This window comes from Stenotrophomonas sp. STEN022, from assembly GCF_056760155.1.
In genome coordinates this window covers 1-21,886 of sequence record NZ_JBRREG010000041.1, presented here as the reverse complement: position 1 = coordinate 21,886, position 21,886 = coordinate 1, and the positions used below count along the sequence as shown (strand labels likewise).

Genomic DNA, 21,886 nt, shown 5'->3' with positions numbered 1-21,886 from the left:
GCTGTAGGCTCACCCCAACGAGCCGGCGCCATGCCCTTACATCGACTCCTCAAACCGCTGCTGATCCTGCTGTTGTGCGCATGGCAGGGCGGCATCTCCGACGCCGCCGCAAGCGCTGGGCCCGCCATGGAGCGGTCCTCGACTGACCCGTCGACGCAACAGGCCGGCAGCAACCACCTTGTCGCCAGCAGCGGCCTCGGCGACACCAGCCGGGCCGGGCAACAACGCATCCTGTTCATCCTTGCCAGCAGCAAGGTGCACGGCAGCTCCAGCATTCCGGCCAGCATCAGCTTCGGTGAGGTGGTCCATGCCTGGGATACGTTCCAGGCGGCCGGCTATGCAGTGGACTTCGTCACCCCCGACGGCGGCGACGTGCCTATCCTCGACCCCTACGTGGGCAAGGAACTGGAACCGCGCCTGCAGGACGAGCGCGTCATGCGTGGTCTGCGCAACACTGCCACGCCGGCGCAGATCGACCCCGGCCTGTACCGCGCCGTCTATTACGTCGGTGGCAGCAACGCGATGTACGGCGTGGCGGAGAACCGCGCCCTGCAGGACATCGCCATGCATGTCTACGAACGCAATGGTGGGGTGGTCTCGGCCGTGTGCCATGGCACGGCCGGAATCGTGAACCTCAAGCTCGCCGGCGGCCAAAGCCTGCTCGCCGGCAAGCGCATCACCGGCTATCCCGAAGAGCACGAAGACCGCAGCGCCGCCTATTTCAAGGAATTCCCGTTCCTGATCCGGCAAACGGTGCAGGCGCGCGGCGGCCTGTTCAACGCCGTGGATAGCGCCGAGCCCTACATCGAAGTCGACGGCCGGGTGATGACAGGCCAGAACTATGCGTCCGCCGCGCCGTTGGCTGCAGCCGTCGTCGATGCGCTGCGCAAGCTTCCCAATCCACGCGCCAGCCAGGCCAGGAGGGATTGAGCAGCCAGAACTTCGTCCACCTGCAATCACATCAACCACCCAACAACACCCAGGACACACATGAACACTTCAATCCGATCCACGGTTCTCGCCGCAGCCCTGCTCCTGCTCCCCACCTCGCTGATGGCACAAAGCAACGAGCGCGCCGAGGTAGATCGCGCCATGCAGACCCTGCTGCGCGGCTTCGAAGCAGGCGACGCCAAACTGCTCAGTGGCGTACTGCGGAAAGACGGCGTGGTTATCGGCTATTCGACCAATCGCGGCGCCGTTGTCATGCAGAGCACGGAAGAATGGGCCAATGGGTTTCCGGGCAAGCCAGCGGCGGATGAAGCGCAACGTCATCGCCAGTACCAGATCCTGGATGTGACGGACAGCGCGGCCGTGGTCAAGCTCACGCTCGACTATCCGACATGGGACGGCTCGGACTACCTGGCGTTGGCGAAGATCGACGGCAACTGGATGATCGTCAGCAAGTCGTGGAGCGGGAAGCGCAAGACGCCGGCGAGCTGAGCAGCGCGTTGCTGCCCGCCTGAGTTGAATGGTGAAGCGCCCGGTGAGAACCGGGCGCTTTGTCCATGTGCTGCCGACGGATCCGGATACGTGAACCAGCGCGCCCCCCTTCCTGCGCCGCCCAACACCCCGCCCAGCGAGGCCGCCCCGCCTGTGCGGACCAGCATGACTTCTGGCAGGGATGCTAGGTGTTATACCTAACTATAGTATCAACACACTTCCGCCAGAGCCGGTATGGACCGGCGCACGCGCGCAACCCTGCTATGGCGGGCCCAACAACATCAGCATCCAGGGGAACCGATGAGCACAGGCAAATTGAAGGTATGGCTGCTGGCAACGTTGCTGGCTGCCGCCAGCTTGGCCCAGGCCAGCGAAGTGATGGTGGATCGCGGCGCCTACAAGCTGAGCGCCGAGCACTCGGGAAACGGTCCGATCACGGTGGTTTTCGAGTCGGGCTTCGGCCAGGCCAAGGACACATGGAAGGACGTGATCGCTGCGCTTGGCTCCGGCTATCGCGGCATCACTTATTCCCGTGCCGGACTTGGCAAGTCGGGCAGCGATGGCAAGCCCAAGGACATCGACGCTCACCTCGTTGACCTCGCCGCCGTGATCGACGAACTGGCCAGCGGGCAGAAGCTGATTCTGGTCGGGCATTCGTATGGTGGATTGCTTGCCACCGAGTTCGCACGCCACCATCCGCAACAATTACAGGCCCTCGTCCTCGTCGACCCGGCCACGCTGAGCCAGCGACACGCGTTCAAACAGGCCGATGCAGCGCGTGTACTCGCCGATGATGCCGCCCTGCTTGGCATGCTGCCGCCTTCCATGGCCGCCGACTATCAGGCTTTGATCACCCAGTTGGATGCGCCAGACGCGCAGACGCCAAGCGCCATACCGGATCTACCGGTAGCGCTGCTCACCGCCACGCAGGTCGCCGCCGAACCCTTCGTTTTCGAGGAAACAGCTGCCGGCAAAGCACTGTGGAAGGCGCAGCACGCCGCATTGTTCAGCGCCTTCGACCGTGGCTTCCACCGCTACTTCGCCACCGGCCACAACATCCACCGCGAGAACCCGGCAGCGGTTGCCGATGCGATCAGGGACATTGCAGGCAGGCGTTGAACTGCCGGCTCCGTGGGACTGCTGCCAGCACAACGCGAAGCCGGGCAACACCTCACCATCACCCGCACGCAGCGAACACTGATCGCAGTGCCGTGCCACCACCGCCCTTGAATGATTGAACAGACGCGAGCGAAATGAAGAGACTGGCTGCCTTGTTGATGCTTCTTCCGGCGTTGGCGCTTCCGCTATTGGCGCAGGCGCAACCGCGATCGTCACAAGCAGTGCAGGTGGAAGTGCATGCAGAGAAGCTCGATGACTTCATGAACCATGTCGAGGACAACAACGGCGGCATTGGCAGTGTGTCCATTTTCAAGGACGGCCGCGAGGTCTATGCCAGGCGCTTCGGGCAGCAGAACCTGGCCGGCGTTGCTCACGATGAGAACAGCAGATACCAGATCGCTTCCGTGACCAAGATGGTCACGGCGATCCTGGCCTTCAAGCTGATCGAAGACGGGCGTCTGCGCCTGGATGACAGGCTGTCCAGCTTTTTCCCGGACATGCCTTCCTCACAACAGATAAGCATCAGCAACCTGCTGGAGCACACCAGCGGTCTTGGCAACTTCGCGATCAGGGATGGCCAGGTATGGGTAGTTGATCCGCTAAGCCAGGATGAAATCCTGCGGGAGATACGAATGCAGGGCATTGCATTCAAACCTGGCGAACGCGTTGCCTACTCCAACTCCGCCTACTTCCTGCTGCGGATGATCCTCGAGCAGCTGTATGGGCGCGACTACCACGACATCGTCGCGCAGGAGATCGCAGCCCCCCTGGGCCTGCACAACTTCGCTTCCACGCGCTCTCATCCCGGCAACACCTTCAAGTCCTACGCATTCGCAGGGCAATGGCGTGAAATCAAGGAAATCGACTACTCCAACGTGATCGGCGTTGGTGACATCGCAGCCACCACACACGACCTGGATGTACTGATCTCCGCGCTGTTCGAGTACAAGCTTCTGCGCAGGGAGACCGTGGAGCAGATGAAGCCGCGGCCGGCTGGCAGCGGCTGGGGACGAGGGCTGGCCGAGTTCACCTACGACGAGAATCGCTTTCTAGGTCACGGTGGCGACGTTCTCGGCTCGCACTCGCGCGTGATCTACAACCCGAGCGATGGTGTGGCGATCGCCTATTCCACCAACGGCGAACGCATTCCGACCAATGACTTTCTGCAGGCAGTCGTGGATCTTTTCTACGGCCGCGAGGTGGTGTTGCCGGGGATCAAGTAGGCGGAAACCGGGGTCAGAGTGGGGTTTCCGCCGGTTTCCGCTTATCTGGCTACCTGCTCCACCGCCGCAAGGATCACATCCGCCACCTTCTGGGGTTGCGACAACTGCGGAACATGGCTCGCATCGAGCGTGGTTACCCGCGCACCGATCTTCTTCGCAAGGTCCTTCTGCAGGCCGGAATCAAGCATATGGTCCTGCTCGCTGATGACGTACCACGATGGTCGGCTCGTCCACGCCGCCGCCGATGTCTTTGCAGCGAAGTTGGCGCTGTTGGTCGGGTTCTGGGTAGCAGCCAGCAGGTTGGCGTCGGCTTGGCTCAGATCCTGTGCAAGGTGGTGCGCTACGCCTTCCAGGGTCAGCGTGAGATAGCCGTCCTTGTCAGCATTGAGGTGACTGAAACCGGAAGGTGTCGGGTAATCCTTGGATAGATCGCTCACCGACTGTCCTTGCGATGGGGCGAAGGCAGCAACATAGACAAGTGCTTTCACGCGTTCATCCTCGCCCGCATCGGAAATGACCGCGCCGCCATAGGAGTGGCCAACCAGCACAACTGGTCCGGTCTGCGCCTGGATCGCCCGCTTGGTTTTGGCGACGTCATCCTCCAGCGAACTGAGCGGGTTCTGCACGGCAACCACGTTCAAGCCCCTGGCCTGCAGCAAGGGAATGACCCTGTCCCAAGCGTGGCCGTCGGAAAAGGCCCCATGAACCAAAACGACCGTGGGCTTCTCAACCGACGGGAGAGATGCCGCACCGGCGGCTCCAGCGCTCAGGGCAGCGGCAAAAAGCGCGCCTTTCATAAGAAATTGCATGACAGAAGTTCCTGTTTGAGGGATCAAGGCGACCGGATTCGGCCGCGTGGGATCACTCTACATAGACAACCAAATGGGATAAATTTACCTACAGTTCAATCACTAGAACCTACTGGATTCAAATGGACCGCCTCTATGCGATGCAGGTGTTCACCCGCGCCGTCGAACTGGGCTCGTTCTCGGCAGCGGCGGTTGAACTGGATATTTCCCCCCAGTTCGCTGGCAAACAGATCCAGGCGCTTGAAACCGGGCTGGGCATCAAGCTGTTGAACCGCACCACCCGGCGCCAGAGCCTGACCGAGAGTGGGCAGCTGTTCTACGAGCGGGCAAAGAACATTCTTGCGGAGATGGAAGCAGCCGAAGCGTTGATGGCGGAATCACGCGCAACACCACGCGGCAAGCTGCGCATCAGCGCACCCATCACCTTTGGCAGCCATGCCTTGGCGCCATTGCTGCCGCGTTACCTGCAGGACCACCCGGAGGTCACCATCGACCTGAGCTTGAGCAACCGCACTGTCGACCTGCTGGATGAGGGGTTTGATGTGGTCTTCCGTACCGGGCAGCTGCCAGACAGCGGCCTGCAGGCCCGTGTGCTTGCACCACTGCAACTGGTGCTGTGTGCGTCACCGGCCTACATCCAGCGCAGCCCACCGCTGGCGCAGCCGCAGGATTTGAAGCAGCACGAATGCCTGGTCTTCTCGCATACCTCGATGCGTACTGAATGGCAGTTCGAAGGGGCGGAAGGTCGGGTATCCATTGCCATCCGCGGCAGGTTCAGTACCGATAGCGGTGAGGCGCTCAGGGCCGCAGCAATTGCCGGCCACGGCATCCTGCTGCAGCCCAATGCACTGGTCGCCGACGACCTGGCCGCCGGCCGCCTGCAGCTGCTGTTGCCGGACCATGTATCGCCAGCACGTGAGCTGCATATGCTGTTTGCACCGGACCGGCGGATGACGCCGAAGCTGCGTAGCTTCCTGGACTTCGCACAGGAAAACTTCGGCTGACTGCGCCGGGAACCTTCCCGCCAGCCGATGTCATATGCGGCGCAGCTCCAAGATCCTGCCCCGCCAGCATTGCACTTTGGAAACGTGCCAATCGCACACCTGCCGGCAACGCAGCTGATCCGCGTAAAGCGCCTCGTCCGTGAAGTGCGCTTTCAGGCAACGACTCACTCCGCTAGGACGGGCACGTACATGGCCTCCTTGCCAAAAAAACGCAGGCCATCCAGATAGCTGCTGGAACCAGTGAATCAGGCCCGATTAGGCCTGTTAACCTTCGCAGTCATGGATGCCTCTCCTGCCCACAGCGTCGCCGCACTGATCACCCAGCCTGCCGCCAAGCGATACCGGTCGGATCGGCATGAGGCCTGTTTACCCTTCTCCCATGTCTGATCCGGCCGACAACCGCACTGCCCTGCACTACCGCCTGGACGATCTGCGCATCGATGTAGCGCGGCAGCGTGTGATACGTGACGACGGCCAGGAACTGGACGTCTCCGGGCTCAGCTTCCGCCTGCTGCATTACCTGCTGACCCAGGGCACCCGCGTGGTTGGCTTTGGTGACTTGATCACCAACATCTGGGCGCCGGCAATCGTCAACGAAGAAACCGTCACCCAGCGGGTTCGTCTGTTGCGTCAAGCCTTGGGTGATGACGGCAGGCAGGCGCGTTACCTGCGTTCGGTACGTGGCCAGGGCTACCAGCTCTGCAGCGAGCCTGTTATCGAGGAGCCTGCAGTGGGCGCGGCGTCGCTACCTAGCTCCAAGCGCCACTGGATCATCATCCCGGCTACCTTGCTGTTGCTGATCGCGGCCGGCGTTGTCTATTGGCAATGGCCGACCCCGGATGCAGCCGCCGCTTCACCACTATTGCAGCGGGCCGACTACTACGCGGGCATCGGCCAGCGCGACAACAACGAGCGGGCCATCGCGCTGTATCGGCAACGTCTGCAGGAAGCCCCCGATGATATGCAGGCACAACTCGGCATTGCCCGCGCGCAGGCCGCGCGCGCCTGCCTGTACAACGGCAGCAGTGGGGATGCCGAGCAGGCATTGCAGCTGGCGCAGGCGGTGATCGCGCGTCAGCCGAGGCTGGCGGCTGCGCATGCGGCACTGGGCTATGCCCACGATTGCCGTGGCGAGATTGACGCAGCCTTGGCCGCCTATGAGCATGCAGTGCACCTGGACCCCGCCGCAGATGCCAGCCGCGCATCGGCGGCCTATCTGTATGCCCGGCAAGGCCGCTTGAGTGATGCCTTGGCTGCAAATCTGGCCGTACGCGCACCCGAGCGTGTGCGCTTCTGGGAACTGCAGGTCGCGTCCAATCTCGATCTGCTCGGCTATTCCGCAGCAGCGGAGGCACGTTACCGGCGCAGCTTCCAGCTGTATCCAGACAACGTGTTCTCCAACATCGCCTGGCCAACATTTCTCTTTGAACACGGCCGCTTCGGCGAAGCGCAGGCAGCGCTGGATGAGGCCTTTTCCCGCCGTACCGAACATGCCTCGCTGCATCTGCTGTCCGCCGAGCTGGCTCTGCAGCGCGGTGATGTCACTGGCGCGCAAACCGCGGTGCAACGTGCGCAGGCACTGAAGCCAGAGGCCAGCTGGCCAACCACGTTCGCCTGGATCATCGGTGCCGCGCCCAAGCCGGCTGCTGAGGAACTGCTGGTACGTTCGGCCGCGCTGCGGGCCGGGCTTGCACAAGGCAACGACCCATCCGATGGGATCGAGGCCGGCTTGCTGGCGGATCTGGCAGGCGACCGCCAAGCTGCGTTGCTGGCATTGCAGGCGGCTGTAGCCGCCGGTTACCGCAACGCCGGCTACCTGCAGGTGTCACCGCTGTTTGCCGAGCTCCGCAAGGATTCCGGTTTCGCCCCGCTGCTGCAGTCGATGGAAGCAGCCGTGGCCGCCGACCGGGCGCGGGTCATCGCTTCCGGTCAGCTGCCAGCCGATGCGCAGGCGGCTACGGTAGCGCGCTGAGGATGTAGTCCTGCAGCAGCTTCCGGGTTTCCTGGTGCATGCCGCGCTGGTTGAAGCGAGTACGCGTAACCACAACCACCAGTTGCTTGTCCGGCACCACGAACACGGCATTGCCACCATTGCCAGACATCGCCCAGGCATGCGCGTGCTTGCCACCGGCAGTGAACGGGAAACGCCAGATCTGGTACCCGTAGTCGGCATCGAACGGCGTCTGCGCGTGCACCTCGGTCATCGCCCGGGTCCAGGCAGCGGGCAGCACCTGCTGGCCCTTCCAGCGCCCGCCGTCGAGGACCAACTGGCCCAGCTTGGCCAGGTCACGGCTGCGGTACTCGGTGCCGCCACCGCCCATGCCCACACCTTCGGACGAACGGTTCCAGACCGACGTCTCGATTCCCAAGGGCCGCTCCAGCACCTCGGCGGCGAAGCGCTGCAATGGCATCCCACTGGCCCGCTCTACGATGGCACCGAGCATGAAGGAGTTGGCCGTGCAGTAGGCGAAGGCACGCCCGTGCGGGCTGTCTGCCGGGCGCTTGTTCCAGGATGCATAGCCGCGCTCTGGCAGGTCGAGGGTGAAGCCAGTCCAGTCGGCGCTGACATACATACGCTCCTCGTGCCCGGCGGAGTACTCGTTGTTGTCATCGCATTCCCACTGCGCGCTCATCGTCAGCAGATCCTCGACCGTGATCGCGTTCTTGAACGCACCCGGATGGGCCGGCGTGCGCTCCGGGAAGAAGCCCAGGACCGCTGCGTTGACCCCGCTGATCAGGCCATGGTCGATGGCGGCGCCTACCAGCATCGCGGTCACGCTCTTGGTCAGCGAGCGGGTGTTGTGCAGCGTGTTGCGGTCGGCGCCGTTGAAGTAGGTCTCGTGCACCAGCGCACCCTGATGCACTACCAGTACGCTGGTGGTATCCGGCGCCTGGCCGCTGTTGATCGCAGCGTCCAGTGCGGTGAAGCGGGTGGCATCCAGCCCATGCGTGGCGGGTGCGGCGAGCATCCAATCATCGTTGGCAGGCAGCGGCGCTGCGGTGACGGAGGCCGTGCTCAGCAGCAGGGCGGCAAACAGAGGAAGGCGGATCAGCAGTGACATCAAAGTGCTCCGTGAGTGGAGCCTCCAGTCGAACATTGCCCCGGATGAAGCGCCTGATGCTTCGATGAAGATTTATGAAGTCTTTCGCGATCAACAACTTGGCGAAACCAAAGATGTAGCAGGTCGCTGAATTTGTGTGAGCGGCGCAAGCCGCGAAGCCGACGGTGCCCGAACAACTGCTCCACGTCATCTGAACGCCGCTTGCTTCGCGGTTTACACCGCTCCCACAAAAAGTCCGAAAACCGGGGTCGGCGCAGGGCTTCAAGGAAGCCCTACCCTGGCCCCGGCTTTGCAATTCAATTACAGCGCGGACCGGTCAGTGATGAACACCGGCAGCGGCACATCCAGCACTTCCGCAGTCAGACCGCGCCCGGCCAGGAAACCGGCGATGTTGTCGGCGATGGCCGGATTGCCTACCCACATTTCGTTGTCATGGCTGGCGCTGCGCACAAGCAGCTCCTTGCCCTTGCTGAAGCCCGGCAGCAGCGCCTGGGCATTGGCATGCGGGGTGCGGCCGTCCAGCGTACCGCTGATGAACAGCACCGGCACATCGCTGCGCAGTGGCGCACGGAAGGCCTCACCCAGGTCCAGCATGCCCAGGCCATCAGCAACTTCCGGGAACGGGAAGTTCAAGGCGTCGCCGAGCAGACTTTGCCGGGCCTGCGCCGCCGCCAATGCGCGCCGCTGCGGGCTCTGCCCGGAGGCCACGTCCATTGCCGTGGGCATGGCGCGCCAGCCACCCAAGCCCTCGCGCACCATCAGCGCGATGGCGCCGAGCAGGTCGTAGTTGCCGGCCTCGGCCTCACGCAGTGCCAGCGGCAGCATGCGCTGGGTGGAGCGGCGGCCGAGGGCGATCGCGATCGCCATCTGCGCATCAAACTCACCGATGGTCACCTTCCTGCCCTTATGCATCGGGCTGCTGCCCTGCCCCGGCTGCTCGCGCAATTTGGCCAACACACGCTGTGCCGAACCCTGCAGATCCTCGAAGCCGTCCTTCTTGGCGATGACTGCCAGATCAGCCAGCAAGGCATCACCGGCCAGCGGCAGCTTGAGCGTGTCATCCGGGCCTTCGCTGCCCATCAACACCACGCGCTCCAGGCTGTCCGGGTGGCGACGCACGGTGGCCAGTGCCAGATGCGTGCCATAGCTCATGCCCCACAGGCTCAGCTTGGGCAGCGCCATCGCCTTGCGCAGGTACTCGATATCGTCGGCGCTCTCGGCGGTGGTGTAGGCGCCCATATCAACCCCGGCGTCTTTCCAGAAGGTCAGGCAGCTGGCCAGTGCGGCCTTTATTCCGACCAGGGCCGCATCGCGCTGCAGCGGCTGGGCATCGTCAAACTTCTGCTCGTGCGGGCACTCGGGCGGCATCTCGGAGAAGTCGGTGCCGCGCTGATCAAGCAGCAGCACGTCGGTCTCGCGGCGAACCCGGTCGAATACCGGCCAGCGCGGGCCCAACGCGGTCCCAAAGCCAGAACCACCCGGGCCGCCGGCCAGATAGACCACCGGGGCACTGCGGCCATCGCCACCGGTCGCAGGCAAGCGCACGACACGCAGGCGGATACGCGGCCCGTTCGGCTCACTGTGGCGACGCGGAACTTCGAGGAAGGCCTCTTCGGTGGCGATGGTGCCGTTGTTCTTTGTCTGCATTGCATAGGGTGCAAACACCAGCGGCGCAACCGAGTCCTTGGCCAGCGCCGGTGAGGCGCAGACCAGGGCCAGGCACAGCGCCAACAGGCGACCGCCACGCCCCAGCTTCCCCTTGCCGGTCACAAGCACTCCGCCAGCGTCGTGTTGATACCCAGCGACAAGCGAGGCGTTTGAAGGAGCCGCCAACGACTGCAGGCAAGGACGGCGGGCACTGGAAACGAACAGAGAGTTGTTGGACATGGTGGGCTCCGACTAGGTGGGTGTGGCCGTGGCACCGACAACCCGGAGAAACCTCCCGTTGCCTCGCCACGGAGCCAGCATCCCTCCCTCAACGGCGCTTGCGGGGCGTGCGTCCGCCGAACAGCTCCAACTCACCGCCCAGCGTCTCCACGCAGCCGATACGATAGGCCCATGCCGATCCTACGAATCCTGAGCGTACTGGCCGTGCTGGTCTTCGCGGTCGCCGCGTGGCTGGCTGTGCTGCTGCGCGACGTCAACAGCGTGCAAGTGCTGAGCGGAGAGATGGCCCCCGCCAGCGTCACCGCTACTGGCGGCTTGCCGACCTCGCCGCCTGCGGACATCAGCTGGCAGCCAATCGATCAACAAGCGCTGGCCAGTTGGCGCGGCCCGTACTGGCTGCGCTGGCAATCGCCCACGTCCACCCAGCCTGACGATGGCGGCCGCGCCCTGCGCCTGTCGCTGCGTGGCGCCAGCCAGCTCTACTGGAACGGCCAGCCGATGCAGGGCAATGGCGTCGTCGGCACCAGCGCCGCGCAGGAGCAGCCCGGTCAGGTCGACATCACCCGCGTACTGCCGCCTTCCTCGCCCACGGGTACCGACGAACTGCTGGTACTCGCGTCCAGCCACCACCAGCAGTTCGGCCTGTACAGCGCCGATGCCCTGGTTGCGGTGGCGCCGGCCGTGGTGTTGTACCAACGCATGGTCCTGCCCTGGCTGATCGCAGCCCTCGCAACCGGTGCACTGGCAGCAGCCTGTCTGTACTTTCTTGCGCTACAGCACGGTCGGCCGCAGATGCCTGGCGGGCGACTGCTGCTCGCGCTGTGCGCGGTCGGGATTGCACTGCCGGTGGTCGAAGGCTGGCGACCGTTGCTCGGCTACCCCTATCCATGGCACGGCCTGCGCCTGTATGCGCTGCTGGCGTTGCACGTGGCAGCGGCCATGCTGCTGCCTGCCTATCTTGCCCGACGCTACGGCGTTGCCGTTCCCAAGGGCCTGGGCATCGCCTACGCGGCCGCGCTGGTGATGACTGCCGTGCTGCTACCCAGCTTCGACATCCGCTCGGCGGTAGCACTGCTGCTGAGTCTGCTGGCCTCGTCTGCGCTGCTGTTGCGGGCCCAGGGTGAGCGCGAAGAACGCTGGCCGATCCTGGCCCTGCTGGTCGCCGGGGTACTGGCCTTGCTGTTTGCGCCCGGGGCCTTCCTCGATGGCCCCTACTTCCTGCTGCTCGCGGTGCTGATGGGCTTCCTGCTGCTCTGCCATGCGGCGCAGGTGCGGGCGCTGGACCTGCACAACGCACGTCTGCGCGAAGAGCGGGCAAACCTCTCGCTGCAGCTGTTGCAGCGTGGCATCCAGCCACATTGGCTGATGAACACGCTCACCTGCCTGCAGGAACTGATCGAACAAGCCCCGACAAAGGCAAGCAGCCTGGTCGAATCGCTGGCCGAGCAGTTCGACCGCCTGCGCGAGAGCAGCAGCCGCCAGAGCGTTCCTCTCAGCGAAGAGCTGGCCTTGTGCCGCAACCATCTGGATATCGTCGGGCAGGCCTTGGACCAGCCAATGACGCTGGAAGTCGATGCCGACGACCTGCAGCTGTCGCTGCCACCCGGCGTGCTGCATGCACAGGTCGAGAACGCCTTGACCCATGCCGGCGCGGTGGCCTGCGCGCAACGACCGTTCCACCTGCGCGTGCAACGCGAGAATCAACATTGGGTCCTTGAGCTGCGCAGCGCACGCGGCTCCGCACCACATCGCGGCCAAGGCACCGGCACCCGCTACATCGAGGCCAGCCTGGCCGCTTCCCATCCCAACCGCTGGCACTACAGCCAAGGCGCCGATGGCGCCGACTGGTGCAGCCGGATCGAGCTCACATGCGCATATTGATCGTCGAAGATGAACCGCTGGTCCGCCAGCGCCTGATGCGCCTGTGTGCGGAAATCGCAGGCTCGCGTGCACGCTTCGATGCCGTCGCCGACCTGGATGCAGCAGGTGACCGGTTGGAGCGCAGCGTCTACGACGGTCTGCTGCTCGACCTCAACCTCGGCGGCGAAGATGGCTTTGACCTGCTGCGCCGCGCCGTCGCCGGCCGTTATCACTGCGTGGTCGTATCGGCCCACCGCGAGCGCGCCCTGCAGGCCTTCGAGCACGGCGTGCTGGATTTTGTACCCAAGCCGTTCTCGCGCGAGCGGCTTGGCCAGGCACTGGAACGCCTGCTCGATGTAGGCCGCTACAGCTCAGGGCGCGCGCGTTACCTAGGCATCTGGCGCGCGCAGGGCACGGCACTTGTCGAACTGGCCGATGTGCAGTGGATCCGTGCCGATGGCGACTACAGCGAGCTGCGCATGCGCGACGGTCGCAGTGAGCTGCACGACAAATCCTTGGCTGGCCTGAGCGCGGTGCTGCCGCCGGACTTCATCCGCTGCCACCGTTCCTATCTGGTCAACCTGCGCCACATCAGCACCCTGCACTCGGGAAGTGGCAGTCGCTACTGGCTGGTGCTCAACGGCGGCGCGGAGCTGCCGGTCGGGCGTGCCCATGTGGCCGGCCTGCGACAGGCACTTGCGCTTGAATGAACCAACCGACGCATTGAAGTGAACGGACTCCGTAGTCCCGTGTAAGCGCAGCGCACCCGGGAGCTTGTAGAGCGTCATCAAACCGCATGCCCAGGCAATCACTGCAACAGGCACATCAGCGCCATAGCCGACTCAACCAATCCCCGGGTGCGCTGCGCTTACCCGGGCTACATGGTTCCGCTGAAGAGCCAGGTCCGCTCGATCAGGGTGCCCGGCGATGGAATCCCCGGCGCCTGCTCAAGGCCGCTGGGTCGTTGAACGCGCCTTGCTCAACGCGTCCTCAAAACTCTCCTTGTGCTCATCCACAAGCCGGGCAAGCAGGCCGGGGTCCACAAATGCTTCCTCATCGCCATCAGCGCGTTGCGCCTGCCGCTCAAGGATGCCGGTGGTATCGGGATGGCCGCTCAGGACGATGTCCGCCTGCATCGCGCCAAGCTTTGCAAATGTCGCGCGGAAATCCTCGGCGATCGCCGGATAGCTCCGATTCCCAACCAGCGTATTGCCGGCGACGGTAATGCTGCACAGGAACAACAGCTCGCGCGGCGTGCCACGGTCATTCACGATCATGCTCCAGCTGGTGCAACCGGCCGTGTGCCCCGGGGTGAGATGTGCGGTCAGTTCAACCTCGCCAAGCCGCAGCTTCTGCCCATCGCTGACGACCTCATCCAGCTTGATCGGATCGAAGGGCTGGACGCCGTAGTTGTTGTCGCCCTGGTTCCTGCCGTTCTCAAGCGCCCAGCGGTCGCCAGCACTGGCGGCATAGCGCGCACCGGTGTCCCGCTTGAGTGCCGCCATCGCGCCAACATGATCGGCGTGCGCGTGGCTGCTGAGCAGCAGCCGCACATCATGCAGCGGCACACCCAGGCTTTCGATGTTGCGTTCGATCTGATCCGCATTGGCAGCAAGCGGCGCATCCAGCAGGATCGCACCCTGCTCCGACACGATCAGGTACGCAGCCAGTCCCTCGCTGCCTACGTAATAGATGTTGTCGACGATATGAAATGGTTTGATCGGTGTCGTCCAGTCCGCGGGCGGTCCAGCCCACGCCGCCGCCGACCCCGCTCCGGCAAGCAGCATCGCTGCCACCTGCAATCTCCTGCGAATTCCCTGCTTCTGCATCATCTCTGCGCCTTGTCCAATACGTGCAGGAACTGTGCGCCGTAGAGGAAATTGCGACAAATGCGTAGAACTGGGCCGAGGCATGAGTTTTTCTTGGCCTTCGCCCATCTGCGGGCAGGCCGGCACGATACGTGCCAAGCGCCGCGCCATCCGGCAATGAACGGCCGGCGTTCGCAACACACCGTAATTGCGATTCTCCGGTCTGCAATTTTTACGGTGTTTTCATCGCGGCGTATCACCACGCAGCCGCCCCAGCAGTATCTTCGCGTCCATCCGCCCCGAGAAGCCACAATGATCCGTCGATCCTTGTCCCTGCTGCTTCCGTCCCTGTTTGCGGCTGCAGCGCTGTCGGGCTGCGACACTTCCAACAAACCAAACGCCGTCGTCGAGAAAGCCCCGGCAGCAAATGCCAGCGAGCTCCCGCTGTTCGACACCTTCGGCGACCTGCACCGCGACATCGGCAGCAAGGTGCCATTGGCGCAGCGCTACTTCGACCAGGGTCTGCGTCTGGCCTATGGCTTCAACCATGAGGCTGCCGGACGTGCATTCGCCGAAGCCGCGCGCTTGGACCCTGCATGTGCAATGTGCATCTGGGGCCAAGCCTTGGTGCTTGGGCCGAACATCAATCTGCCGATGGACCCGGCAGCTGCCAAGCAAGCCACCGCTTTGGCGGCACGTGCCGCCACCCTTGCCACTGGCGCGCGACCTGTCGACCAAGCCTTGATCCAGGCACTACAGAAGCGCTACGCCGACCCCGCACCGGAGGACCGCAGGCAGCTGGACCGCAACTACGCCGATGCGATGGCCGGGGTGGTCGCGAAGTTCCCTGGTGACGATGATGCCGCCACGATGTACGCAGAGGCCTTGATGGATCTCTCGCCGTGGGCCTACTGGCAGGATGGCAAGCCCGCCGAGTTCACGCAGACACTGGTCGGCGAACTGGAGCGCGTGCTGGCACGCAACCCGCGCCATATCGGCGCGATGCACTACTACATCCACGCCATGGAATCTTCTCCCGAGCCAAAGCGTGCCGAGCCCTACGCCGACGCCTTGGCTGCACTGGCGCCCGGATCCGGTCATCTGGTGCATATGCCCGCGCATATCTACATCCGCGTTGGCCGCTATCACGATGCAACCCTGACCAATCTGGCCGCGACCACCGCCGACAAGGACTTCCTGGCGGTCTGCCGTGGCAGCAATGGCGTCTATCCATTGGGCTACGTGCCGCACAACTGGCACTTCGCCACGATGACCACGGGACTGACCGGCTCGCGCACACTGTCCATGCAAGCCGCCAAACAGACGGCAGATCGGGCGGACCGCGCGGCCATGGGCGAGGCCCCGATGCAGTTCATGCAGCAGTTCGTGGTCGCACCGTTGCTTACCCAGGTCCGCTTCGGCGATTGGGACGGCATTCTCGCCGATAGCGACGCCACTCCTGAGCTGCCCTATCCGTCGGCGATCCGCCACTTCGCCCGCGGCATGGCACATGCGCGCAAGGGCGCATTGGACGAAGCAGCACGCGAAGCCGAGGCACTGCATGCAATCGCGACTGATACGGCGATGGCACAGGTCAGCTTCTTCGACATCAATCACGCCGACAGCGTATTGCGTGTGGCCGATGCCTTGTTGCGTGGCGAACTGCTGCGCACGCAAGGAAAACACAGCGAAGCGATCACCGCCCTGCGAGAAGCTGCAGCCGCCGAAGATGCCCTGGCCTACAACGAGCCCGCCGACTGGCCGCTGCCGGTGCGCCCCTACCTGGGCGCCGCGCTGTTGGATGCAGGTGATGCGGAATCCGCAGCCGAAGCCTTCAGTCAGGACCTGAAGACCTATCCGGCCAATGGCTGGTCGTTGTTCGGGCTGGCACAGGCACAACAGATGTTGGGCCAAGCCGATGCAGCGGCCGAAAGCAAACGCCAGCAAGCAGCAGCCTGGCAATGGGCAGATACGCCACTGGCAGCTGCGCGCTATTGAGCACGTCCAACTGATCTCTGGTCTGGTTAGCCACCGACCAGAGTGGTGACTGCAGGGATGCCGCCCTATCTGACAGCGGCATCCGCGCGTTCAAACAGAAACCTTTCTTCACGCCCGTTGCCTGAGGTCGTTGCAATCAGACGTGAGCCATCACGGCGATAGGTGATCCGCTGCGGGTAATCATGCTGCAGATTCTCGAACACGGCAGACTGACCGTCGCGCGCGATCAGCCTGAATTTTACCGGAGCGGGATTGCCCGGGACATCGGCCACGTAAAACACATCGTCGCCCTCGGCGACGATACGCAGCTGTTCGCGAAAGCGCAGGGCTCCCTCACGATAACTGCTGCCTACACCGATCAGCGCTGAGTCCTGCGTCCGCCACTGCTCGTCGCCGCTTCGGCCGCCCGGCAGATCAACCCTTGTCCATTTCCCCAGCAACCAATGAAAAGCAACAATCGGCGTGTCGGCAACCTGCTCCCCGGCCGTTGCAGTTGTCATCGCTGCCAACAGCAGCACCGACAGGAAAAAGGGACCTGCGATTCCACAGATCGTCCCACGCTTCCCACTCAGCGAGAGCCGCATCCTGCGCATGCTCAGCCGCGCGGTGGAATCAAGGCATCATCCAGCGCCGAGGCACGCTGCCAGGCTTCGCGGCCACGCAGGCGTTCCGCATATGCGGCAAATGCATCACGCGCCGGCATGCTCTTGAACATCTGCCCCCACAGGATCTGGCTGCCGACATAGACATCGGCCGCACTGAAGCGCTCGCCAAGCAACCATGGCGATGCCGATGCGGCCACCTGCTCCAGGGTATCGATGGTCTGCTCGAAGCTGCCATAGCCCACGGTGCCGGCTTTCTCCAGCGGCGCCAGCAAGCCCAGGGCCTTGGCGCTGACAGCAGCTTCCACCGGTCCGGCGGCGAAGAACAACCAGCGCAGGTAACTGCCGCGCAGCGGATCATCCAAGGCTGGCGCCAGCCCCGCAGCGGGAAACGCATCGGCAAGATAGGCGCAGATCGCCGCGGCCTCGGTCACCACCACGCCACGGTGCACGATGGTCGGCACCTTGCCCATGGGATTGATGGCGAGGAAGTCCGAGCCTTTCATGCTCTGACCGTACTCCAGCACTTCCGTGCGATACGGCTGGCCCAACTCCTCCAGCATCCAGCGCACGATGCGCCCGCGCGACATCGGATTGGTATAGAAGACGATTTCTTCTGCCGTGCTGCCCATGCGCCTGACTCCAGAGGGTGAGACCGCAGTCTAGCAATTGCGCCATTACTGTCATTCCCGCGAAGGCGGGAATGACGGCAAAAGAGCAAAGGCGAAAGCGACAACCAAGGCGAAAGACTAAGCCCTCACCCCGCCTCGATCACACTCAATCAGTACGCAAACTCGCCAAACAACGGATCCACGCTGCCATTCCAGCGGCCATGGAACAGCTCCAGCTTGCGCTCTGCCGCGGTCTTGCCGGAATCCACGATCTCCTGCAGCACATCCAGGAAGCGCGTTTCATCCTGACCATCGGCATTGAGCGCGGCACGACGACGCAGGCCGTCGCGCGAGATCGTCAGGGCTTCGCGCGCCAGATCCAGCACCGTGCCATTGCGGAACGGCAGGTTCATCGCCTGCCTGGGCACGCCATCGCGCAGCACGTTGCGTTCGGCCAGGCTGAAGTCCTTGACCAGGTCCCAGGCTGCATTCAGTGCGGTCTCGTCATACAACAAGCCAACCCAGAACGCCGGCAGCGCGCAGATGCGGCTCCACGGACCGCTGTCGGCGCCGCGCATTTCCAGATATTTCTTCAGCCGCACTTCCGGGAACGCGGTCGTGGTGTGGTCCGACCAGTCACGCAGGGTCGGCAACGCGCCCGGCAGCACCGGCAACTTGCCCTGCAGGAAATCGCGGAAGCTCTGCCCGCTGGCATCGTGATAGATGCCGTCGCGGTAAGAGAAGTACATCGGCACGTCCAACAGATAATCGACGTAGCGCTCGTAGCCGAAACCATCCTCGAACACGAAGTCGAGCATGCCGGTGCGGTCCGGATCGGTGTCGGTCCAGATGTGCGAGCGGTAGCTGAGATAACCGTTGGGCTTGCCTTCTGTGAACGGCGAATCGGCGAACAGCGCGGTGGCGATCGGCTGCAGCGCCAAGGACACGCGGAACTTCTTCACCATGTCCGCTTCGCTGGCGTAGTCCAGGTTGACCTGGGTGGTGCAGGTGCGGGTCATCATGTCCAGGCCGAGCGAACCGACCTTGGGCATGTAACTCTTCATGATCTGGTAGCGGCCCTTGGGCATCCACGGCATGTCCGCCCGCGCCCACTTGGGCTGGAAGCCCATGCCGAGGAAACCCAACTGCAGCTCACTGGCCACCTGCGCCACTTCGTTGAGGTGGCTGCCGGTCTCCACGCAGGTTTCGTGCAGGGTTTCCAATGCAGCACCAGAGAGCTCCAGCTGCCCAGCCGGCTCCAAGCTCACCGAGGCACCATCACGCAGAAGTGCGATGGTATTGCCGTTCTCCAGCACCGGCTCCCAGCCGAAGCGGGTCAGCCCGTCGAGCACCGCGTTGATGCCACGCTCGCCTTCAAACGTGGGCGGACGCAGGTCATCCAGGCGGAACCCGAACTTCTCGTGCTCGGTACCGATCCGCCACTGCGACCTGGGTTTTTCACCAGACGCGATGCTCTGGACCAACTGGTCGCGGTGGGTGATGGGTGTATCAGCGACGTGGCTCGGGCTCGACAAGGGCAGGCTCGCAGAATTCTGGTCAGGGCGGGAAGGTGGGGGCCAGCCCCCGCCATCGCAAGGGCGCACTATATATCGGCGCACATTGCCATCGTGTCACGGCAGCGGTTTTCAGCGTCCTATAAAAGCAGACTTGACCGTGGCCCGCGCTGCGCCTGCGAGTCATTCCGCGGCTGACTGGGCACTGGTCCTACACTGTAGGCATGACCCGCGCCCACCATAGTGAAACCCACCGTTCAAACCGCGTCGGCTGGCTGCGCGCCGCCGTGCTGGGCGCGAACGACGGCATCGTCTCGGTCGCCGGCCTGGTGGTTGGCGTGGCCGCCGGTGGCGCCAGCGCCTCGACCATCCTGGCCACCGGCATTGCTGGCACCGTGGCCGGCGCCATGTCGATGGCGGCCGGCGAATATGTCTCGGTGATGTCCCAGGCCGATGCCGAACATGCGGACCTGAGCATGGAACGGCGCGAGCTGCACGAAGACCCGCATAGCGAACTGCAGGAACTGGCAGGCATCTATCGCCGTCGCGGGCTCAGCCCCGAACTTGCCCAGCAGGTTGCCGAACAGCTGACCGCCCACGACGCACTGGCCGCGCATGCGCGCGACGAACTGGGCATCACCGAGGAACTGCGGGCCCGGCCGCTGCAGGCGGCGGCAGCCTCGGCCAGTGCTTTCATCGCCGGTGCGGCGTTGCCGGTACTGACAGCGCTGCTGGCTCCGCACGCGCTGGTAGCGCAGGTGACCACAGCCGCCACTCTGGTCGGACTATGTATCACCGGCGCACTGGCCGCACGCGCCGGCGGCGCCCCCGTGCTGCGCGGCGCGTTGCGGGTGGTGTTCTGGGGCGCATTGGCGATGGGCGCAGCCGCAGCCATCGGCCACCTGTTCCAGATCACCGTGTAAGCCATGAACGTCCAAGCCGACACAACCAGCAACTTGTTGGCCCAGCTGTCCTCGCTGGTCGACTGCCAGCGTGCCGAAGGCTATGCCTGCATCACCGCGCGCCGCGAACACGGTGCCAGTTCGGTGGACATCCCGCAGCCACAGTTCGCCATCCTGCTGCAGGGCCGCAAGCAGGCCCGGACCGCGCAGCAATCGCTGGAATTCGGCCCAGGTGATCTGTTCCTGATCACCCGCCGCAGCCGCATCGACGTGGTCAATATTCCCGATCCACACAGTGGCCTGTATCTGAGCGCCATCGTGCCGCTATGCCCGGAGGTACTGGCCGCAGCGCGCGCCTTATGGACTGACGCCCTGCCCGATGCCGGCCACGCGCTGGCACGCTTGCCGTTGGCCGAACATGGCAGCGCCCTGCTGCAATGGCGGCAGGCCTTGCAGGACGGCCAGTACACCGAGGCCAGGCTTGCGCTGGCCGCGCTGGTGGTGGCGTTCTGCCGACGCGGCCACGGCAGCCTGCTGGTCGCGCCCGAACCCGGCCTGGGTGATCGCATCCGCGACTTGGTTGCCGCACAGCCAGAACGTGATTGGCAGTCCCGTGATTTCGAATCGCATCTGGGCCTCAGCGGCGCGACCCTGCGGCGGCGACTGGCCAGCGAACAACTCAGCGTGCGCGAGCTGGTGGCCGATGCGCGACTGGCGCATGCCATGCAGCTGCTCTACACCACACGACTACCGTTGAAGACCGTAGCAGCGCGCGCCGGCTATCGCTCGCTGGGCAGCTTCAACAAGCGCTTCGCCGCACGCTACGGCCTGGAGCCCGCGGCAATCGGCAACAGCTGATCACGATGCGAGCGTTTCGCGCAGCATTGTGAGCGAAACGCGGCGGCACTCCAGCGCAGCATTGAGTTCCCGCGGCACAGCCGTATCTGCAGGAACCCCCATGCGCATCCGTCCCCGACACCGTATTGCCGCTGCCTTGTTGATCCTCGCCGCCAGTTGCGCTGCGCAGGCGCGCAGCACGCATGTCGTGCAGCAGCAGGTTGCCGGTGTCTATCATCAGCAGATCGGCGAACTGCAGGTAACCGCCTTGTTTGACGGCACGGTGGCACTGGGCCGCAAGGAACTGGTCGGCATTGATCCCGGTGCGGTCACCCGTCTGCTGGAGCATGGCTATGTACCGGAAGATGGCAAAGGCCTGCAGACCGCGGTCAACGCCTATCTGGTGCAACGCGGCGATCATCTGAGCCTGATCGACACCGGCACTGCGCAATGCTTCGGCCCGGGACTTGGGCAGGTGCTGGGCAACCTGCGCGCCGCCGGTTACGACCCCGCCGACGTCGATGATGTGCTGCTGACACATGCCCATCCGGACCATATGTGCGGCCTGCTGGATGCGCAGGGCAAGGCTGCCTTCCCCCAAGCCACGGTATGGCTGTCGCAGGCCGATGCCGCGTATTGGCTGGACCCGGCCAGCGAAGCCACCGCGCCGCAACCGTTACGGTTCGCGTTTGGTCTGGCCCGCAACGCAGTGGCGCCCTATGTTGCCGCCGGCAAGTTGCACCGGTTCGGTTCGGGCGATCCTCTTCCGGCAGGGATCACCGCACTGGACAGTCACGGCCATACCCCGGGCCATGTCTCGTATCTGCTTGAGGGCGACAGCGCCCAGCAGCTGCTGGTGTGGGGTGACATCGTGCATTTCCATGCGGTGCAGTTCGCCCGCCCGGATGCCGCCTTCGAGGCCGACAGCGACCGCACCGCCGCCATTGCCAGCCGCCGCCGGTTGATGGCCGAAGCATCCGACCAGGGCTGGTGGGTCGCCGGTGCGCACCTGCCGTTCCCGGGTCTCGGCCATGTGCGTCGCGCAGCTGAGGCGTTTGCGTGGGTGCCGGGTGAGTTCTCACCGCTGAAGTGATGCTGTTGCTGTTGCTGTGGCTATTGCTGTGGCTGTTGCTGTTGCTGTTGCTGTTGCTGTGGCTGTGGCTGTTGCTGTTGCTGTTGCTGTTGCTGTGGCTGTTGCTGTGGCTGTTGC

General features: G+C 64.2%; 19 protein-coding genes. 12 read left to right on the top strand and 7 right to left on the bottom strand.

Annotation, left to right across the window (positions count from 1 at the left end):
* Positions 1 to 30 precede the first annotated feature (30 nt).
* From ACVOMF_RS10470 to ACVOMF_RS10455, 4 genes are all read left to right on the top strand, one after another.
* Positions 31 to 930, top strand: coding sequence for a type 1 glutamine amidotransferase domain-containing protein (locus ACVOMF_RS10470; RefSeq protein ID WP_481509226.1), 900 nt, complete (start codon positions 31 to 33; stop codon positions 928 to 930).
* Positions 931 to 990: 60 nt separating this feature from the next.
* Positions 991 to 1,440: a nuclear transport factor 2 family protein gene (locus tag ACVOMF_RS10465; RefSeq protein WP_481509225.1), complete on the top strand. Its 450-nt coding sequence runs from the start codon at positions 991 to 993 to the stop codon at positions 1,438 to 1,440.
* Positions 1,441 to 1,740: 300 nt separating this feature from the next.
* Positions 1,741 to 2,559: an alpha/beta fold hydrolase gene (locus ACVOMF_RS10460; protein WP_481509224.1), complete on the top strand. Its 819-nt coding sequence runs from the start codon at positions 1,741 to 1,743 to the stop codon at positions 2,557 to 2,559.
* 134 nt (positions 2,560 to 2,693) lie between these two features.
* The gene (locus tag ACVOMF_RS10455) at positions 2,694 to 3,782 is read left to right on the top strand and encodes a serine hydrolase domain-containing protein (protein WP_481509223.1); all 1,089 of its coding nucleotides are present in this window, start codon (positions 2,694 to 2,696) and stop codon (positions 3,780 to 3,782) included.
* A 41-nt stretch (positions 3,783 to 3,823) separates the two neighbouring features.
* On the opposite strand, the gene ACVOMF_RS10450 is transcribed toward ACVOMF_RS10455, so the two are convergent.
* Positions 3,824 to 4,579 carry an alpha/beta fold hydrolase gene (locus ACVOMF_RS10450; RefSeq protein ID WP_481509241.1) on the bottom strand — a complete coding sequence of 252 codons (756 nt, stop codon included), beginning with the start codon at positions 4,577 to 4,579 and terminating at the stop codon, positions 3,824 to 3,826.
* 134 nt (positions 4,580 to 4,713) lie between these two features.
* On the opposite strand from ACVOMF_RS10450, the gene ACVOMF_RS10445 reads away from it, so the two are divergent.
* On the top strand, positions 4,714 to 5,595 hold the full coding sequence (locus tag ACVOMF_RS10445; protein ID WP_481509222.1) for a LysR family transcriptional regulator: 882 nt from the start codon (positions 4,714 to 4,716) through the stop codon (positions 5,593 to 5,595).
* Between the two features lie 379 nt (positions 5,596 to 5,974).
* Complete coding sequence (locus ACVOMF_RS10440; protein ID WP_481509221.1) at positions 5,975 to 7,567, top strand: winged helix-turn-helix domain-containing protein; 1,593 nt, start codon at positions 5,975 to 5,977, stop codon at positions 7,565 to 7,567.
* Here the strand turns inward: ACVOMF_RS10440 and ACVOMF_RS10435 are convergent.
* On the bottom strand, positions 7,551 to 8,657 hold the full coding sequence (locus tag ACVOMF_RS10435) for a serine hydrolase domain-containing protein (RefSeq protein WP_481509220.1): 1,107 nt from the start codon (positions 8,655 to 8,657) through the stop codon (positions 7,551 to 7,553). The two genes, ACVOMF_RS10440 and ACVOMF_RS10435, sit on opposite strands and share 17 nt — an antisense overlap.
* Before the next feature lie 300 nt (positions 8,658 to 8,957).
* Positions 8,958 to 10,544 (bottom strand): alpha/beta hydrolase, encoded by a 1,587-nt coding sequence (locus ACVOMF_RS10430; RefSeq protein ID WP_481509219.1) that lies wholly within the window; start codon positions 10,542 to 10,544, stop codon positions 8,958 to 8,960.
* 171 nt (positions 10,545 to 10,715) lie between these two features.
* On the opposite strand from ACVOMF_RS10430, the gene ACVOMF_RS10425 reads away from it, so the two are divergent.
* Together ACVOMF_RS10425 and ACVOMF_RS10420 are read left to right on the top strand one after the other, a co-directional pair.
* Positions 10,716 to 12,425 carry a histidine kinase gene (locus ACVOMF_RS10425; protein WP_481509218.1) on the top strand — a complete coding sequence of 570 codons (1,710 nt, stop codon included), beginning with the start codon at positions 10,716 to 10,718 and terminating at the stop codon, positions 12,423 to 12,425.
* Entirely contained in the window at positions 12,413 to 13,114 is a 702-nt protein-coding gene (locus tag ACVOMF_RS10420) for a LytR/AlgR family response regulator transcription factor (protein ID WP_481509217.1), read from the top strand. Before ACVOMF_RS10425 ends, ACVOMF_RS10420 begins: the two co-directional genes overlap by 13 nt.
* A gap of 237 nt (positions 13,115 to 13,351) precedes the next feature.
* Here the strand turns inward: ACVOMF_RS10420 and bla are convergent, their stop codons facing one another.
* Positions 13,352 to 14,191 carry a subclass B3 metallo-beta-lactamase gene (bla, locus tag ACVOMF_RS10415; RefSeq protein ID WP_481509240.1) on the bottom strand — a complete coding sequence of 280 codons (840 nt, stop codon included), beginning with the start codon at positions 14,189 to 14,191 and terminating at the stop codon, positions 13,352 to 13,354.
* Positions 14,192 to 14,524: 333 nt separating this feature from the next.
* Here bla and ACVOMF_RS10410 point away from each other — a divergent pair, with 333 nt between their 5' ends.
* Complete coding sequence (locus ACVOMF_RS10410) at positions 14,525 to 16,210, top strand: hypothetical protein (RefSeq protein WP_481509216.1); 1,686 nt, start codon at positions 14,525 to 14,527, stop codon at positions 16,208 to 16,210.
* Positions 16,211 to 16,275: 65 nt separating this feature from the next.
* Here ACVOMF_RS10410 and ACVOMF_RS10405 read toward each other — a convergent pair whose 3' ends face one another.
* From ACVOMF_RS10405 to ACVOMF_RS10395, 3 genes are all read right to left on the bottom strand, one after another.
* The gene (locus tag ACVOMF_RS10405; RefSeq protein WP_481509215.1) at positions 16,276 to 16,794 is read right to left on the bottom strand and encodes a DUF6265 family protein; all 519 of its coding nucleotides are present in this window, start codon (positions 16,792 to 16,794) and stop codon (positions 16,276 to 16,278) included.
* Positions 16,795 to 16,805: 11 nt separating this feature from the next.
* On the bottom strand, positions 16,806 to 17,444 hold the full coding sequence (locus ACVOMF_RS10400; RefSeq protein ID WP_481509214.1) for a glutathione S-transferase family protein: 639 nt from the start codon (positions 17,442 to 17,444) through the stop codon (positions 16,806 to 16,808).
* Between the two features lie 149 nt (positions 17,445 to 17,593).
* Positions 17,594 to 18,958 (bottom strand): glutamate--cysteine ligase, encoded by a 1,365-nt coding sequence (locus ACVOMF_RS10395; RefSeq protein ID WP_481509213.1) that lies wholly within the window; start codon positions 18,956 to 18,958, stop codon positions 17,594 to 17,596.
* A 203-nt stretch (positions 18,959 to 19,161) separates the two neighbouring features.
* Between ACVOMF_RS10395 and ACVOMF_RS10390 the strand changes: the two genes are divergently transcribed.
* The 3 genes from ACVOMF_RS10390 to ACVOMF_RS10380 all read left to right on the top strand — a co-directional run bounded on the left by ACVOMF_RS10390 (position 19,162) and on the right by ACVOMF_RS10380 (position 21,769).
* The gene (locus ACVOMF_RS10390) at positions 19,162 to 19,860 is read left to right on the top strand and encodes a VIT1/CCC1 transporter family protein (RefSeq protein ID WP_481509212.1); all 699 of its coding nucleotides are present in this window, start codon (positions 19,162 to 19,164) and stop codon (positions 19,858 to 19,860) included.
* A 3-nt stretch (positions 19,861 to 19,863) separates the two neighbouring features.
* Positions 19,864 to 20,697 carry a helix-turn-helix transcriptional regulator gene (locus ACVOMF_RS10385; RefSeq protein ID WP_481509211.1) on the top strand — a complete coding sequence of 278 codons (834 nt, stop codon included), beginning with the start codon at positions 19,864 to 19,866 and terminating at the stop codon, positions 20,695 to 20,697.
* 100 nt (positions 20,698 to 20,797) lie between these two features.
* Positions 20,798 to 21,769 (top strand): MBL fold metallo-hydrolase, encoded by a 972-nt coding sequence (locus ACVOMF_RS10380; RefSeq protein ID WP_481509210.1) that lies wholly within the window; start codon positions 20,798 to 20,800, stop codon positions 21,767 to 21,769.
* Positions 21,770 to 21,886 lie beyond the last annotated feature (117 nt).